At 71.2% G+C, this 15,513-nt stretch carries 13 protein-coding genes; 4 read left to right on the forward strand and 9 right to left on the reverse strand.

What is annotated here, in order from left to right:
- Nucleotides 1–63: 63 nt before the first annotated feature.
- Nucleotides 64–735, reverse strand: coding sequence for an endonuclease NucS (gene nucS, locus AC07DS_RS38465; protein WP_031171882.1), 672 nt, complete (start codon nucleotides 733–735; stop codon nucleotides 64–66).
- A gap of 299 nt (nucleotides 736–1,034) precedes the next feature.
- Here nucS and AC07DS_RS38470 point away from each other — a divergent pair, with 299 nt between their 5' ends.
- A complete protein-coding gene (locus tag AC07DS_RS38470) occupies nucleotides 1,035–1,427 on the forward strand; it encodes an SCO5389 family protein (protein ID WP_479153147.1) in 393 nt (130 codons plus the stop codon).
- A 116-nt stretch (nucleotides 1,428–1,543) separates the two neighbouring features.
- On the opposite strand, the gene AC07DS_RS38475 is transcribed toward AC07DS_RS38470, so the two are convergent.
- Entirely contained in the window at nucleotides 1,544–2,572 is a 1,029-nt protein-coding gene (locus AC07DS_RS38475) for an LLM class flavin-dependent oxidoreductase (protein ID WP_479153149.1), read from the reverse strand.
- Nucleotides 2,573–2,794: 222 nt separating this feature from the next.
- Between AC07DS_RS38475 and AC07DS_RS38480 the strand changes: the two genes are divergently transcribed.
- Complete coding sequence (locus AC07DS_RS38480; RefSeq protein ID WP_479153151.1) at nucleotides 2,795–3,127, forward strand: ATP/GTP-binding protein; 333 nt, start codon at nucleotides 2,795–2,797, stop codon at nucleotides 3,125–3,127.
- A gap of 1 nt (nucleotide 3,128) precedes the next feature.
- Here the strand turns inward: AC07DS_RS38480 and AC07DS_RS38485 are convergent, their stop codons facing one another.
- The 7 genes from AC07DS_RS38485 to mce all read right to left on the reverse strand — a co-directional run bounded on the left by AC07DS_RS38485 (nucleotide 3,129) and on the right by mce (nucleotide 13,028).
- Entirely contained in the window at nucleotides 3,129–4,007 is an 879-nt protein-coding gene (locus tag AC07DS_RS38485; RefSeq protein ID WP_479153153.1) for an ABC transporter permease, read from the reverse strand.
- The gene (locus tag AC07DS_RS38490) at nucleotides 4,004–5,251 is read right to left on the reverse strand and encodes an ABC transporter ATP-binding protein (protein ID WP_479153155.1); all 1,248 of its coding nucleotides are present in this window, start codon (nucleotides 5,249–5,251) and stop codon (nucleotides 4,004–4,006) included. Before AC07DS_RS38490 ends, AC07DS_RS38485 begins: the two co-directional genes overlap by 4 nt.
- Before the next feature lie 131 nt (nucleotides 5,252–5,382).
- A complete protein-coding gene (locus AC07DS_RS38495) occupies nucleotides 5,383–6,156 on the reverse strand; it encodes an ABC transporter permease (RefSeq protein ID WP_479153159.1) in 774 nt (257 codons plus the stop codon).
- 5 nt (nucleotides 6,157–6,161) lie between these two features.
- Nucleotides 6,162–7,115 carry an ATP-binding cassette domain-containing protein gene (locus AC07DS_RS38500; RefSeq protein WP_479153162.1) on the reverse strand — a complete coding sequence of 318 codons (954 nt, stop codon included), beginning with the start codon at nucleotides 7,113–7,115 and terminating at the stop codon, nucleotides 6,162–6,164.
- A 298-nt stretch (nucleotides 7,116–7,413) separates the two neighbouring features.
- Nucleotides 7,414–8,349: a cellulose-binding protein gene (locus AC07DS_RS38505; protein ID WP_479153164.1), complete on the reverse strand. Its 936-nt coding sequence runs from the start codon at nucleotides 8,347–8,349 to the stop codon at nucleotides 7,414–7,416.
- Nucleotides 8,350–8,532: 183 nt separating this feature from the next.
- On the reverse strand, nucleotides 8,533–12,381 hold the full coding sequence (gene scy, locus AC07DS_RS38510; RefSeq protein WP_479153166.1) for a polarized growth protein Scy: 3,849 nt from the start codon (nucleotides 12,379–12,381) through the stop codon (nucleotides 8,533–8,535).
- 206 nt (nucleotides 12,382–12,587) lie between these two features.
- Nucleotides 12,588–13,028, reverse strand: a complete 441-nt coding sequence (gene mce / locus AC07DS_RS38515) for a methylmalonyl-CoA epimerase (RefSeq protein WP_145883619.1) — start codon at nucleotides 13,026–13,028, stop codon at nucleotides 12,588–12,590.
- A 149-nt stretch (nucleotides 13,029–13,177) separates the two neighbouring features.
- On the opposite strand from mce, the gene AC07DS_RS38520 reads away from it, so the two are divergent.
- Both AC07DS_RS38520 and meaB read left to right on the forward strand, forming a co-directional pair.
- Nucleotides 13,178–14,377 (forward strand): acetyl-CoA C-acetyltransferase, encoded by a 1,200-nt coding sequence (locus AC07DS_RS38520; RefSeq protein WP_479153167.1) that lies wholly within the window; start codon nucleotides 13,178–13,180, stop codon nucleotides 14,375–14,377.
- Nucleotides 14,378–14,414: 37 nt separating this feature from the next.
- Nucleotides 14,415–15,371, forward strand: coding sequence for a methylmalonyl Co-A mutase-associated GTPase MeaB (gene meaB, locus AC07DS_RS38525; RefSeq protein ID WP_479153168.1), 957 nt, complete (start codon nucleotides 14,415–14,417; stop codon nucleotides 15,369–15,371).
- The last annotated feature ends 142 nt before the right edge of the window (nucleotides 15,372–15,513 follow it).

Consider the following 15,513-nt stretch of genomic DNA (forward strand, 5'->3'; position numbering starts at 1 on the left):
CGCGCACGGCAGAAGGGCGGGTCCGGTCCGGACCCGCCCTTCTGCTCGTACCTGGCCGGCCGGTCAGAACAGCCGCAGTTTGTCGTCCTCGATCCCGCGCATCGCGTCGTAGTCCAGGACCTGGCAGTTGATGCCGCGGTCCGTGGCGAGGACCCGGGCCTGGGGCTTGATCTCCTGGGCGGCGAAGACGCCGCGGACCGGCGCGAGATGCGGGTCGCGGTTCAACAGCTCCAGGTAGCGCGTGAGTTGCTCCACGCCGTCGATCTCACCGCGGCGCTTGATCTCCACGGCGACCGTCTGCCCGTCCGCGTCCCGGCACAGGATGTCCACCGGGCCGATCGCGGTCATGTACTCGCGGCGGATGAGGGTGTAGCCCTCGCCGAGCGTCTCGATGCGGTCGGCGAGCAGTTCCTGCAGGTGCGCTTCCACGCCGTCCTTGATCAGACCGGGGTCCACACCGAGCTCGTGCGAGGAGTCGTGGAGGATCTCCTCCATCGTGATGATCAGTTTCTCGCCCGCCTTGTTGACGACGGTCCACACGCCCTCGTCCTCGCCCGTGCCCTCCTTGAGGGTGCAGGGCGGCGACATCCAGTTGAGGGGCTTGTAGGCCCGGTCGTCCGCGTGGATGGAGACGCTGCCGTCCGCCTTGACCAGGATCAGGCGGGGCGCCGAGGGCAGGTGGGCGGTGAGCCGGCCGGCGTAGTCGACCGAGCATCGGGCAATGACGAGACGCATGGTCGGCAACGCTACTCGACACCCATGGGTGGACGCGATTCGCCCTCCCCACCGCCCGCCCCCGGCGTCAACCGTGACCCGGTGGGTCACCCCATTCATCCGGGAAACTCGTGTTCATCCCTGGCCGATTGTGTGCCCAAAGGGGTCGTTCCATATACGCATTCTGCTGGTGTGGTCACCGACCGTTGCCTACCGTAGTAAACGGGAGGTCGCGACCCGTGTACCGAGCGTGTTCGAAATCGCGAACTTCCTTATCTGTCAGGCAACCCCTGCTCGTCGGGGGTGCGAGAGGAGAACCCATGTCGCTCGACGTCTCACCGGCCCTACTCGAACAGGCCGAGCGAGGCGAGGTCGACGAAGCAGCTTTCGTCGACTGCGTCCGGACCTCCCTGCCCTATGCGTGGGAGATGATCAGCTCCCTGGTGGCCCAGCTGAAGGTGGACGGCGGTCCCTTCGCCGACAACCAGACGCCCCCGCCGGACGAGCAGGCACGCGGTCAGCTGCTGCGTGCGCTCGCGAGTGACGCCATACGCGGAGCGCTGCAGCGGCACTTCGGTGTGCGGCTGGCCTTCCAGAACTGCCACCGGGTGGCGGTGTTCCCTCTGGAGGCCTCGGTTGACGAGACATTGGCCCGCTTCACCTCGGTGCGCAGCCAGTTGCTGAACCAGTCGCCGGAGCTTCGGGACTGCTGACACGCGGCTGCCGTGCTCCCGACTCTGTGAGCCGCTTGCTTGCCGCTCCACCCGCGGGGAGGTGCGTTCGTACTGGGGCGGCAAGCGCCCTACGGCGGAAGGGAGTCGACGGCCTGTCAGCGCAGCTGGGGCAGCACCTCGGCGCCCAGTCGCCGCAGGTTCTCCTCCGTCGCGGCGAGGTCGCCCGACCCCTCGACGAGCAGGGCGAACCGGGAGATTCCGGTCCGCTCCGAAGTGGCTGCGAGCCGGTCGGCGGCCAGCCGCGGGGTACCCACCGGGTGCAGCCCGCAGAGCAGTTCGGTGTAGGCGAGCGGATCGCGCATCGCACGCGTCCGGCCGTCGACCGTGACGTGGGCGTCGAGGCCCTGTTTCAGCCACCCCGGCATCGCCTTCAGCAGCGTCTCCGCCGCGTCCGTGCGCCGGTCCGCGATCTGGCAGACGCCGGCCGAGACGTGGGCCGCACCCGCGATCTCCTCGCCGGGCCGTCCCGCGGCCCGCGCGAACTGCCGCCACAGGGCGACCATCTCGGCCTTTTCCTCGTCCCCGACGTGCATGCCGAGCAGCATCGGCAGCCCGCGCTCGGCGGCCAGCCGCACGCTGGCCGGCGAGGTGCAGGCGACGACGACCTCGGGCCCCGGCGTCTCCGTCAGCGCCTCCGACGGGCGCGGCACGACGGGCACCTCACGGAAGGAGAACCGTTTACCCGAGGCCGACACCGACGGTTCGCGCAGCCAGCGAACCAGCAGATCGAGTGATTCCGGGAACCCGTGCTCGTACGCGTCCAGGCCCGTGCCGAACACTTCCAGGTCCACCCATGGGCCGCCGCGACCCACGCCCAGCGTGAACCGGCCGCCGCTCGTCATGTGCAGCAGCGCCGCCTGTTCGCCGAGGGCGACCGGGTGTGCGGTCGGCAGCACACTGACCGCCGTACCGACCCGGATACGCTGGGTGCGGCCGAGCAGCAGCGCGGCCAGGGTGATCGCCGACGGGCATGTGCCGTACGGCACGAAGTGGTGCTCGGCCAGCCACACCGTGTCCAGCCCGGCCTCCTCGGAGACCTCCGCCGAGCGGACCGCCCGGTAGAGGGCCTCCCCCGGCCCCTGGCCCGGGAACTGGGCCGCCAGCACAAAACTTCCTACGTGCATCGCTCTTCCTGCTTCCTTGGCTCCGACCGGAGCTCCCCCGACCGGCATAACCGTCTGACACGTGCCTAGGACACGGCCTGGCGGGGAGATTTGCGGATTGTCTGCAGAATGAGCCGCCCGGGAGGGGGACTTGTACGGGTTGGTGCGCTACGGGTACCCCCATCGGGGCCGCGTAGGCTTGGATGCAGCCCGTGCTCCCTGTATAGCTCCGAGAGGTGTCCCGTGTCCCCGCGTCGCAACCGACCGAAGGCAGCCGGGCCGTCCGGCCTGAGCGCCGAGGACGACCGTGCCGGCCGGTACGGCGGCTGGCAGTCCACGGAGAGCTGGCAGGGCGAGGAGTGGAGCGTGCGCCATGTCGCCGGGGCGAGCGCCGAGGGCAAGACCTACCGCTGCCCCGGCTGCGACCAGATGATCCCCTCCGGTGTCCCGCACGTGGTGGCCTGGCCGGAGCACTCGGGCGTCGACGACCGCCGCCACTGGCACAAGGCGTGCTGGAACGCGAAGGACCGCCGCACCACCCGGGTGCAGCGGTCCCGTCACGCGCCGAGGTTCTGAGCTACACGTCCCGGCTCTGCAGCAGCGCGTAGGCGCCGGCGTACACGGCCGCCGTGACGCCCAGGATGATCCACAGCGGGTCCCAGCCCGTCGGGCCGGACTGGCTCAGGGTGTTGTCGTAGAAGACGCCCATCTGGCTCGGGATCGAGTACTCGAGCAGCGCCTTCTGCACCTTCTGCAGCGACTCCGCGTTCATGAACAGCGCGAGCACCAGCGGGGCGAGCACCGTGCCGATCATGATCGTGATGGCGCCCGCGGAGTGCCGGATGATCGAGCCGACGAGCAGCGAGAGCAGCCCGAGCAGAGCGATGTAGAGGCTGATGCCGAACGTGGCCTTCAGCCACTCCCCGCTGGACGGGGTGCCCGCGCCGTGGCCCTTCAGCATCGACGCCTGCACCATCGCCACGAACGACACGGTGGCCAGCGTCACCACGAAGGCGATCACGAAGAACACGATCGACTTGGCCGCCAGCACCCGGCCCCGGCTCGGGCACGCGGTCATCGTCGTACGGATCATGCCCGTGCCGTACTCGGAGGCCGTGGTCAGCACGCCGAGCGTGATGATGCACATGATGCCGATCAGCAGGCCGAAGAAGCCGAGGGTGAGCGGGCTCTCGCCGCCCAGGTCGGAGCTGGAGTTCGACACGGTGACACCGGCCAGCAGGCCGATGCCGACCACGAGCAGGACGAAGACGCCGAGCGTCCACATCGTCGACCGCACCGACTTGATCTTCGTCCACTCGGACGCCAGCGCGTGCCCGAGGTGGGTGCGCACGACCGGGATCGGCGAGTTGTAACCGGGGTACGGACCGCCGGGCGCCGCCTGCCACTCGGGCGCGGCCGCGGTTGCCTGCGGCATCGGGGGCTGGTGGGTGCTCATCGGGCGTCCTCGGACTTGGTCAGGTCGGCGGCCGGGGCCGCGGGAGCGGGCTGGGACGGTGCTGCGGCCGGGGCCGGGGGAGCGGCCACCGGGGGCTGCCCCTGCGGGGCCGCGTACGGGTTGGGCGCACCCGCGCCCGGAGCGCCCTGCGCACCGGCGGGCGCGGCGCCGTACGGCCCCGCGGGGGGCGCCGGCATCGCGAACGGCTGTGCGCCGCCCTGCTGGGGCGGCGGCGGGGCGTACCAGCCCGGCTGGCCCTGGCCGGGAACCGGCATGGGCGGCTGGGCGCCGGGCGGCAGGGGCTGCTGCAGGCCCGTCTTCTGGTCGATGGTCGAGCGGAAGTCGACCGCGCCCTGCGTCATCCGCATGTACGCCTCCTCCAGCGAGGCCTGGTGCGGCGAGAGCTCCCACAGCCGTACGTCCGCCTCGTGCGCCAGATCACTGATCCGGGGCAGCGGCAGCCCGGTCACGCGCAGCGCGCCGTCCTGCTCCGGCAGCACGTGGCCGCCCGCCTCGGTGAGCGCGGAGGACAGCTTCTCGCGCAGCTGGGGCTCGGTGTCCGGCGTGCGCACCCGCGCGAAGTCGGCGGAGTTGGCGGAGATGAAGTCCGTCACGCTCATGTCGGCGAGCAGCTGTCCGCGCCCGATCACGATGAGGTGGTCGGCGGTCAGCGCCATCTCGCTCATCAGGTGCGAGGAGACGAAGACCGTACGGCCTTCGGCCGCGAGCGCCTTCATCAGGTTGCGCACCCAGAGGATGCCCTCGGGGTCGAGGCCGTTGACCGGCTCGTCGAAGAGCAGCACCTGGGGGTCGCCGAGCAGCGCGGCGGCGATGCCGAGGCGCTGCCCCATGCCGAGCGAGAAGCCCTTGGATCGTTTCTTCGCCACGTCCTGCAGGCCGACGACCCCGAGCACCTCGTCCACCCGCCGGGCCGGGATGCCCGACAGCTGGGCGAGGCTCAGCAGGTGGCTGCGGGCGGACCGGCCGCCGTGCACCGCCTTGGCGTCGAGCAGCGCGCCCACCTGGCGGGGGGCGTTGGGCAGCTTGCGGTACGGGTAGCCGCCGATGGTCACCGCGCCGGACGTCGGGTTGTCCAGCCCGAGGATCATCCGCATGGTCGTCGACTTGCCCGATCCGTTGGGCCCGAGGAAGCCGGTCACGGCTCCCGGTCGCACCTGGAAGGAAAGGTTGTACACGGCGGTCTTGTCGCCGTAGCGCTTGGTAAGGCCTACAGCCTCGATCATGCTCCGCACCCATCGAAAGGTTCAGGACAGCGGGGCACACGCCCCCGTAAGGGTTAGGAGGATATCCGGGCGCTGACGGTTCCGCCCAAGAGTAAGTAAAGCCGAGGTGATGCGGAACGTGGCCCGGACGCCTACTGGGCGTCCCGGTGCTGCAGCAGGACGTAACCGCCCGCGACCGCGGCGATCACCCACAGTGCCATGATCCCCAGCCCGCCCCAGGGGCCGTAGGGCGTGTCGTCGCCGATCCTCGGCACCACCTGCATGATCCGGCTCCCGGCCTGGTCGGGCAGGAAGCGGCCGACCTTCTTCGTGGCGTCGACGTTGCCGAGGATGTTGGAGATCAGGAAGAAGAACGGCATCAGGATGCCGAGCGACAGCATGGGGGAGCGCAGCATCGTGGCGATGCCCATGGAGAACATCGCGATGAGGGCCATGTAGAGCCCGCCGCCGATCACCGCGCGCAGTACGCCGGGGGCGTCGATACGGGTGCCGAGGCCGCCGAGCATCGCCTGCCCGAGGAAGAAGGCGGCGAAGCTGGTGACCATCCCGACGGCCAGGGCGAGCCCGCCCGCCACGGCGATCTTGCTGAACAGGAAGGTGCCGCGCCTGGGCACGGCGGCCAGTGAGACGCGGATCATGCCGGTGCTGTACTCGTTGGAGACGACGAGCACCCCGAACACGATCATGGCGAGCTGGCCGAGGGTCATGCCCGCGAAGCTGATGACCGTCGGGTCGAAGGAGAGCCGCTCGCGCAGCGGCATGTTCTCGTACTGGCTCCTCGACAGCGCGGAGATGAGCGTCCCGAGGGCGAGTGTGACCACCACGGCGAGCGACAGTGTCCACACCGTGGAGGCGACGGACCGGATCTTGGTCCATTCCGAACGGACGACCTGATGGGCTGCCACGGGCCTCAGGCCCCCTTCCAGCCGGCGCCCCGGTCCTGCGGGGCGGGAGCGGGCGCGGCGTGCGCGTGGTACTCCACCGACTCCGCCGTCAGCTGCATGAACGCCTCCTCCAGCGATGCCTGCTGCGGGCTCAGCTCGTGCAGCACGATCCCGTACCGCGTGGCCAGCTCCCCGATCCGCTCGGCCTTGCCGCCCGCCACCTCCAGCGCGGCGCCGCCCGCCTCCACGACGGTGATGCCGTCCTCGTGCAGCACGTCCAGCAGCCGTTCACGCTGCGGAGAACGGATACGTACATAACTGCGCGCGTTCTGCCGGACGAAGTCCCTCATGGAGGTGTCGGCGAGCAGCCGCCCCTGCCCGATGACCACCAGATGATCCGCGGTCAGCGCCATCTCGCTCATCAGATGACTCGAGACGAACACGGTCCGCCCCTGCGCGGCCAGCGACTTCATCAGGTTCCGGATCCAGTGGATGCCCTCGGGGTCGAGCCCGTTGACGGGCTCGTCGAACATCAGGATCCGCGGATCACCGAGCAGCGCGGCGGCGATCCCGAGCCGCTGGCCCATCCCGTACGAGAACCCCTTGGCCTTCTTGCGGGCCACGGCGGTGAGCCCGACGACGTCGAGCACCTCGTCCACCCGCCGCCTCGGGATCCCGTTGCTCTGCGCGAGACACAGCAGATGGTTGAACGCGGTGCGCCCGCCGTGCACGGCCTTCGCGTCCAGCAGCGCCCCGATGTACGTCAGCGGGTCCTTCAGCTGGGCGTAGTGCAGCCCGTCGATCCGGACGTCCCCGGCGGTGGGCCGGTCCAGCCCGAGGATCATCCGCATGGTCGTGGACTTGCCGGCGCCGTTGGGCCCGAGAAACCCGGTGACGATGCCCGGCCTGACCGTGAAGGTGAGGCTGTCGACCGCCAGCTTCTCGCCGTACCGCTTGGTCAGCCCCGCCAGCTCGATCATGCGGCCACGCTAAGACGGGTGTTGGGCGGCTGCCACTCGGGCGGTCGCAGGGAGTCCGTGGGCCCCGGCCGGCGGGTTATGCTCCAGCTCCCATGATCAACGGGGGCGGCGCTGGGGAGCGCCGGAAAACAGAACACGGGCGGGGTGGAAGTGGTTGAGGACAGCAGATCGCGCAGGGGGCCGGGCGCGGTGTGGGCCGGGGCGGCGGTTCTGGCGGCGGGGGCTCCGCCAGGGCATGCGGAAGGGGCGGCGGGACAGGGTCCCACCGCCCCTCACGGCGTCGTACGACTGCCCGTGACTAGCGGGACTGCTGCGCCGGAACGCCCCGGGAGATCGGCTCGTCCTCGACGGGGGAGCCGGCCGCGGCCACCGCGGCGCCGGTCAGCGTGGCGAGCATCTCGCGGACGTTCGTCAGCTGGGCGTTGATGCTGTCGCGGCGGTTGGTGAGGGCCGCGAGCTCGCGCTCGGATTCCGAGCGGATGCGGTCGGCCTTGGCGTTGGCGTCGGCCACGATGTCCTCGGCCTGACGCTGGGCCGTCTCCACCGTCTGGCGGGCGCGGCGCTCGGCGTCCGTGCGCAGCTTCTCCGCCTCCAGGCGGAGCTGCTCGGCGCGGTGCTCGATCTCGGCGAGGCGCTTCTCGGCCTTCTGCTGGCGGGAGGCCAGGTCGCGCTCGGACTGCTCGCGGCGCTTGGCGAGGTTCGTCTCGAAGTCGGCGGCGGCCTGCGCGGCCTTGGCGCGGGTCTCCTCGAAGAGGGCGTCCGCCTCCTCACGCTTGGACTGCGCGTCCTTCTGCGCCTCGGAACGCAGCTGGGAGGCGTCACTCTTGGCCTTCTCGACGATCCGGACGCCCTCGTCCTCGGCCTTGGCCTTGCGCTCCGCAGCGAACGATTCTGCGTCGTTGCGCACCTGCTGGGCCGCCGACTCGGCCAGCTCGCGGTGCTGCTCGGCCGCGCGCCGGGCCTCCTCGCGCAGATCCTTGGCCTCTTCCTCGGCGAGGCGCAGGATCTTCTCGACACGCGCACCGAGACCGGCGTACGACGGCTCGGCGTCGGTCACCTGGGCCTGGGCGTTCTGCGTCTCGAGGTGGAGCTCCTCGATGCGCTTTTCCAGAGCGGTGATGCGGGCGAGAGCGCTGTCACGGTCGGAGACGAGCTTGGAGATTCGTTCGTCCACCTGAGCGCGGTCGTACCCACGCCGCACAAGCTCGAAGCCGTAGGGGGAAGTGTCGCTCATGGGGTTCCTGTCGAAAGAGACCGGTGAGGTGATAGGGGGAATCCTAGGGGCCGAAGCGGTGTGTCATCGAGCGGATACGTGTTTGATCTGGAGAATGACACCTCTTTTGAGTGGCTGACCGCGGGACGGCTTGCCAAAGACCGGGACAAAGCCCCCACAAGGCACCGGAATCCGTGCCGCCCGCTAGCCGTCCGACGGCTTGCCACCCGATCGGGGGGCTCCCACGCTGGCGCCCGCCTTGACTCCGCCGTCCTTGCCGGCCGACGGCGCCTCGAAGGACTCCAGCGCCTCCAGCACGTCCTGGACACGCGAGATCTCGGCGTTGATGTCCTCGCGCCGGCGCACCAGGATCTCCAGTTCGCGCTTTCCTTCCTCGACCGTGCGCCTGGCCTCGCGGATCGCCTCGCCCTTCAGCTCCTCGGCCTCCTTGATCAAGGACGCCTTCTTCTGCTCGGCCTCCTTGAGCAGACCCTCCGCCTTCTTGACGGCGGCGATCCGGACCTTGCCCGCCTCGGAGTTGGCATCCGACACCAGCTCCTTGGCCTTCGCCTGCGCCTTGGCCAGCTGCTCCTCGGCCGCCTTGATCAGCGCGTCGCAGCGGTCGCCGGTGGACTTCATGGTCTCGGCGGCCTCGCGGCGGGCCCGCTCGTGCAGCTCCTCGATCTCGGTCGTGATGCGGTCGCGCAGCTCCTGTGCGCGTTCCCTTATGGCGGTCGCGTCCCGGCGGGCACCGACCAGCAGCTCGTCCGCGTCGGTACGGGACTTCTCGACCAGCGAGTTGCCCTCGACGGTCGCCTCGGAGACCAGCCGGTCGGCCTCGCTGCGGGCCGCGCCCACCATCGTGTCGGCCTGCGACTCCGCGTCCGCGGTGGTCTTCAGCGCCTGCTGCTGGGCCTCGGTGAGCAGCTTGTCCGCCTCGGCCGTGGTCTCCGTGATGAGCGTGTCGACCTGCTCGGCCGCCTCCGAGCGCCGCTTGTTGGCGTCCTTGCGGGCCTCGTCGAGGGTCCGCTCGGACTCCTCGCGCGCCGAGTTGACGAGCCGCTCGGCCGCCGCCTCCGCGTCCGCCCGCAGCCGTTCGGCCTCGCCCCGCAGCCGCTCCGCGTGCTGCTGGGCCGAGCCGACCGTCTCGGCGGCCTCGGCGCGCAGCCGCTCCGCGTCGTCGGTGGCGTCCGCCATCAGCTGCTCGGCGCCCGCGAGGGCCTCGGCACGGACCCGGTCCGCCTCGGCGACCGTCTCCGTCTGGAGCCGCTCCGCCTCGCTGCGCGCCTCGGTGATGAGCGTGTCCGCCTGCGTCGCCGCGTCCGAGCGGATGCGGTTGGCGTCCTCGCGGGCGTCCGCCCGGGTGCGCGACGCGGCCTGGTCGGCCTCGGCGAGCGCGTCCGACGCCTCCGTGCGCGCCCGCTGGGCGTGCGCGGACGCGTCCGAGCGCAGCCGCTCGGACTCCGCGAGCGCTTCGGTGACCGTACGCTCGGCGAGCGCCTTGGCGGCCTCCGCCTCCTCGCTCGCCTCGCGCCGGACCCGCGATGCGTCCTCGCTCGCCCGCTCCCGCTCGGCGTAGGCGTCGGCGCGGACCCGGTCCGCCTCCTCCTCGGCCTCCCTGCGGGTACGGTCCGCCGCGTGCTCGGCGGCCGAGCGCAGCCCGGTGATCTCCTCCTGCGCCTGCTCGTGCAGCCCGGTGACCGAGTCCCGCACCTGCTGCGCGTGCTGCTCGGCGGCGGACACCATCTCGGTGGCGCGCCGGTCGGCCTCCTCGACCAGCCGGGTCGCCTCGGTCTGCGCGTCCTCCACGCGCCTGCGCGCCGAGGCCAGCAGCTCCTCGCTCTGCTCGCGGGCCCGCTCGCGCTCCTGGTCGGCCTCGGACCGCGCGGCACCGAGCAGTTCCTCGGCCTCGCGGCGGCGCCGGGCGGCCTCCTCCTGTGCGGCGGCCAGCGTCTCGGACGCCTCCGTGCCGAGCCGCTCGGCGGCGGCCTGGGCCTCCGCACGGACCCGGTCGGCGGTGTCCTGGGCCTCGGCCTTGAGCCGCTCGGCCTCGACGGCGGCCTCCGAACGCAGGCGTACGGCGATGGCCTCGCCCTCGGCGCGCGAGGCGGACGCGTCGGACGCGGCCTCCGTACGCAGCCGGTCGGCCTCGGCCTCGGCCTGCTGCTGGAGCGTACGGATCCGCTCGGCGGCCTCGGCGCGTAGCCGCTCGGTCTCCTCGGCGGCCTCCCGGCGGATCCGGGCAGCCTCCTCGCGGGCGTCGACGAGCGCCTGCTCGGCCGCCGCCAGCCGCTCCTGGGTCTCCGTCTGCAGCCGGGTCAGTTCCTCGGCGGCCTCGGCGCGCCGGGCCTCGACCCCGCGCTCGGTCTCCTCGCGCAGCTCACGCGCGGCCTGCTCGGCGTCCGACCTGACCGTCTCGGCCTGCTCACCGGCCTCCTCGCGGAGCCGCTCGGCCTCCTTGCGAGTGCGGTCCAGGGTCTCCTCGGCCTGCCGGCGCAGCGCCGTGGCCCGCTCGATGGCCTCGGTGCGGACCTTCTCGCTGTCCGTGGTCGCCTTCTGCCGCAGCTCGTCGGCGTCGGCCTTGGCCTTGGCCAGCAGCTCCTCGGCGGACTTCGCCGCCTCCTCGATCTGCACCACGGCCTCGCGGCGGGCCTCGGCGCGGATGGACTCGCCCTCGGCCACCGCGTCGGCACGCAGCTGCTCGGCCTCGCCGCGCAGCCGGCGGGCCTCCTCCTGCAGCTCGACCGTCTTGGCGCGGTACTCCTTGGTGTCGTCCTTCGCCGCGCCCTTGAGCTGAACGGCGATGTCGTGCGCCTCGGCGCGCAGCCGGTCCGCCTCGGCCTCGGCCTCCGTGCGGATCCGCTCGGCCTCCTCGGCGGCGGCCTTGGTGGTGTTCTTGGCCTCCTCGGAGGCCCTGTTGAGGACGTCCTCGGCGGTCTTGGCGGCCTTGGACAGCTGGGTCGCGCTCTCCTCGGCGGTGATCGTGCGGGCCTTCTCCGAGGCCTCTGCGACGATCTTCTCGGCCTCGGCACGGGCGTCCGCGACCAGCTGCTCGGCGTCCGCCTTGGTGGTCTCGGCCTCCTTGGTGGCCTCGCTGACCAGTCGGGCGACCTGCTCCTTGGCCGTACGCGTACGGGTCTCGTTGGCGGCCTCGGCGCTCGACAGGGTCTTGGCGGCGGCCTGCTCGGCCTCCGTGACCAGCTTCTCGGCCTCGGACTGCGCCTTGCGAAGCGCCTCCTCGGCCTGCGCCATGCGCTCCTCGGCGGCCCGGCTCAGCTCGGTGGCCTGCCGGCGGGCGGCGTCCGACTCGTTGGCGGTGGAGCTGCGCAGCTGCTCGGCGTGGTCGGTGGCCTCCTGCGCCTGCGTGGAGGCGGCGTTCAGCAGCCGCTCGGCGTCCGTGCGGGCGCGGCGCAGGATCTGCTCGGCCTCGGCACGTGCCGTCTCGGCGTCGTTCTGCAGCCGCTGCCGGGCCTCGTTCGTCACCCGTTCGGCCTCGGTCCGGGCGGCGGTCATGGCCTGATCGGCCTCGGTGCGGGACTCGTCGAGGAGCCGCCGGGCCTGCGACTCGCTGCGGGCACGCAGCTGCTCGGCCCACGCCACGTTCTCGTTGACGTGCGACTCGACGGTCTGCCGGCGCTCGGCCAGTTCCTGGTCCAGCTGCTGCCGGCGGGTGACCGCCTCCTGGTGCAGCTCGGCCTGGAGCCGGGCGGCCTGCTCGGCGTGCTCCTGCAGGATGCGCTGGGTCTGCGCCCGGGCCTGGCTCAGCTCCCGCTCGGCGTCCTGGCGCAGCTGGTCGGCCTGGATCTGGGCATTACGGAGCAATTGCTCGGCCTGATAACCGATGTCACCGCCGTCATAGGCGGGCCGGGTCATCAGAGTGCGCCGCGCCTCGTGCAGCTTGGCGCGCAGCACCTCGACCTGGTAGCCGAGGTCCTCGGCGTGCTGGATCGCCTTTTCCCGCTCGGTCTTCAGCCGCTTCATCTCGGCCTCGAACCGAGAGAGGTGGTCGACGTCAGCCGCCGGCTCTCGCTCCTGGCTCTCGTAGCCCCGCACTGCGCGGTCCCATCCGTCCCCTGGTCAGCTTCTCCAACGAGCACCGTCCATCCGCCGAACGGGGCCCCCGGGGAATGGTGTCAGATCAACGGCGGAGCACGGGCTGCCGCCCCGACGCTCGTCCCCCGAAACCCGGACCCCGGCATGCGGTCGTCCCGGTTGTGGCGACGACCGCCCCCAACCCTACCGGCCCTTATGTACGTGGGTCAGTGCTCGGGCGACTCAACCGGGGCCGAAGTGACCAGTTCTGTCAGGACACCGTGACAATCCTTGGGGTGCAGGAAGGTGATCCGCGACCCCATGGAGCCGCGTCGTGGCTCGTCGTACAGAACGCGTACGCCCTTGCCGCGGATCTCCTCGGAGTCCCCGTCCACATCTGCCGTACCGAAAGCGATGTGGTGGACGCCCTCCCCGTTCTTCGCCAGCCACTTGCCGACCGCGGAGTCCTCGCGGGTCGGCTCCAGCAGCTGGAGGTAGGAGGCGCCGCCGTCGGACGTCTCGTTGATCTTGAGCATGGCCTCCCGCACGCCCTGCTCTTCGTTGACCTCGGTGTGGAACACCTCGAAGCCGTAGGTGGCCTTGTAGAACTCGACGGTGGCGTCGAGGTCGTGACAGGCGATCCCGATGTGGTCGATTCGCGTCAGCATGGATTCAGTGCAGCGCTACGGAGGTGGTTACGCAACGTGCGCGCGATCACACCGACGGGCCGATGACGGCACGGAGTGCCACTCAGTACATTCGAAGTAAACCCTCGTTCACTCCTCGGCTTTTTGCAGCTGGAAGGGGATCGCAGCTCATGTCTTCTGGAACGACCAGCTCGGTGATCGTCGCGGGCGCCCGTACGCCCATGGGGCGACTGCTGGGCTCGCTGAAGTCCTTCTCCGGAGCCGACCTCGGCGGCTTCGCGATCAAGGCCGCCCTCGACCGTGCGGGGATCGGCGGCGACCAGGTGCAGTACGTGATCATGGGGCAGGTGCTCCAGGCCGGGGCGGGGCAGATCCCGGCCCGCCAGGCCGCGGTCAAGGCCGGCATCCCGATGAACGTCCCGGCGCTCACCATCAACAAGGTGTGTCTCTCCGGTCTGGACGCGATCGCCCTCGCCGACCAGCTGATCCGCGCGGGCGAGTTCGACATCGTGGTCGCGGGCGGCCAGGAGTCCATGACCAACGCCCCCCACCTGCTGTCGAAGTCCCGCGAGGGCTTCAAGTACGGCGCGGTGGAGATGCTCGACGCGATGGCCTACGACGGCCTGACCGACTCCTTCGAGGGCGTCGCCATGGGCGAGTCGACGGAGAAGCACAACACGCGCCTCGGCATCCGGCGCCCCGAGCAGGACGAGATCGCCGCCCTGTCCCACCAGCGGGCCGCCGCCGCGCAGAAGAACGGCGTCTTCGAGGCCGAGATCACCCCGGTCGAGATCCCGCAGCGCAAGGGCGAGCCGGTCGTCTTCAGCAAGGACGAGGGCATCCGCGGTGACACCACCGTGGAGTCCCTGGCCAAGCTGCGCCCGGCCTTCGCCAAGGACGGCACGATCACCGCCGGCTCCTCCTCCCAGATCTCGGACGGTGCGGCGGCCGTGGTCGTGATGAGCAAGGCCAAGGCCGAGGAGCTGGGCCTGGAGTGGCTCGCCGAGATCGGCGCCCACGGCAACGTGGCCGGGCCGGACAACTCGCTGCAGTCCCAGCCGTCCAACGCCATCCAGCACGCCCTGAAGAAGGAGGGCCTGGAGGTCTCCGACCTGGACCTCATCGAGATCAACGAGGCCTTCGCGGCGGTCGCCGTGCAGTCAATGAAGGACCTCGGCGTTTCCACGGAAAAGGTGAACGTCAACGGTGGCGCCATCGCACTGGGCCACCCCATCGGTATGTCCGGCGCCCGTGTCGTGCTCCACTTGGCGCTGGAGCTGAGGCGCCGGGGCGGCGGCGTCGGCGCGGCCGCGCTGTGCGGTGGCGGCGGTCAGGGCGACGCACTGATCGTGCGCGTACCGAAGGCCTGATTTTCAGTTACGTCTGTGAAGTGAACGGAGCTGTTTGATGCAGGACGTCTCCTCTCTGGTGGCCCAGGCCAGGGAAGGCCGGCCGCGGGCCGTGGCCCGGCTCATCTCCCTGGTGGAGGGGGCGTCCCCGCAGCTCAGGGAGGTCATGGCGGCGCTGGCTCCGCTGACCGGCAACGCCTACGTGGTTGGTCTGACCGGTTCGCCCGGTGTCGGCAAGTCGACCTCGACCTCCGCGCTCGTCACGGCGTACCGCAAGCAGGGCAGGCGGGTCGGCGTCCTGGCCGTCGACCCGTCGTCCCCGTTCTCCGGCGGCGCCCTGCTCGGCGACCGGGTGCGCATGTCGGACCACGCCTCCGACCCCGGCGTCTACATTCGCTCCATGGCCACGCGCGGCCACCTCGGCGGGCTCGCCTGGGCCGCGCCCCAGGCGATCCGTGTCCTGGATGCGGCGGGCTGCGACGTGATCCTGGTCGAGACGGTCGGTGTGGGCCAGTCGGAGGTGGAGATCGCCTCCCAGGCGGACACCTCGGTGGTCCTGCTGGCCCCCGGCATGGGTGACGGCATCCAGGCGGCGAAGGCCGGCATCCTCGAGATCGGCGACGTCTACGTCGTCAACAAGGCGGACCGGGACGGTGCCGACGCCACCGCCCGCGAGCTGAACCACATGCTGGGCCTGGGCGAGGCCCGCGGTCCCGGCGACTGGCGCCCGCCCATCGTCAAGACGGTCGCGGCCCGCGCCGAGGGCGTCGACGAGGTGGTCGAGGCCCTGGAGAAGCACCGCGCCTGGATGGAGGAGCACGGCGTCCTCGACGAGCGCCGCCGGGTACGCGCGGCCCGCGAGGTGGAGACCATCGCGGTCACGGCCCTGCGCGAACGCATCGGCGACCTCCACGGCGACCGCCGCCTGAGCACCCTCGCGGAACGCATCGTGGCGGGCGAACTGGACCCGTACCGCGCGGCGGACGAACTGGTGACGGGGCTCACCGAGGGCTGAGGACCGGGGGCCGAAGGGCGTCGGCCCGGTCGTGCACCCGCCCGCTCGCCCGTTCAATTCGGTCGTCGACTCGGGCGAGCTGCTGCTAGGTTGACCGGCATGTCCCTCTCCTTGGCGTAGAGCGCACCGGATCGCGGGGCCT

The organism is Streptomyces sp. NPDC044064 (assembly GCF_056434245.1).

Excerpts from the sequence above, each read along its gene's own strand:
- nucS (WP_031171882.1), bottom strand. The coding sequence starts at position 735 with ATGCGTCTCGTCATTGCCCGATGCTCGGTCGACTACGCCGGCCGGCTC.
- AC07DS_RS38470 (WP_479153147.1), top strand. The coding sequence starts at position 1,035 with ATGTCGCTCGACGTCTCACCGGCCCTACTCGAACAGGCCGAGCGAGGC.
- AC07DS_RS38475 (WP_479153149.1), bottom strand. The coding sequence starts at position 2,572 with ATGCACGTAGGAAGTTTTGTGCTGGCGGCCCAGTTCCCGGGCCAGGGG.
- AC07DS_RS38485 (WP_479153153.1), bottom strand. The coding sequence starts at position 4,007 with ATGAGCACCCACCAGCCCCCGATGCCGCAGGCAACCGCGGCCGCGCCC.
- AC07DS_RS38490 (WP_479153155.1), bottom strand. The coding sequence starts at position 5,251 with ATGATCGAGGCTGTAGGCCTTACCAAGCGCTACGGCGACAAGACCGCC.
- AC07DS_RS38500 (WP_479153162.1), bottom strand. The coding sequence starts at position 7,115 with ATGATCGAGCTGGCGGGGCTGACCAAGCGGTACGGCGAGAAGCTGGCG.
- AC07DS_RS38505 (WP_479153164.1), bottom strand. The coding sequence starts at position 8,349 with ATGAGCGACACTTCCCCCTACGGCTTCGAGCTTGTGCGGCGTGGGTAC.
- mce (WP_145883619.1), bottom strand. The coding sequence starts at position 13,028 with ATGCTGACGCGAATCGACCACATCGGGATCGCCTGTCACGACCTCGAC.
- AC07DS_RS38520 (WP_479153167.1), top strand. The coding sequence starts at position 13,178 with ATGTCTTCTGGAACGACCAGCTCGGTGATCGTCGCGGGCGCCCGTACG.
- meaB (WP_479153168.1), top strand. The coding sequence starts at position 14,415 with ATGCAGGACGTCTCCTCTCTGGTGGCCCAGGCCAGGGAAGGCCGGCCG.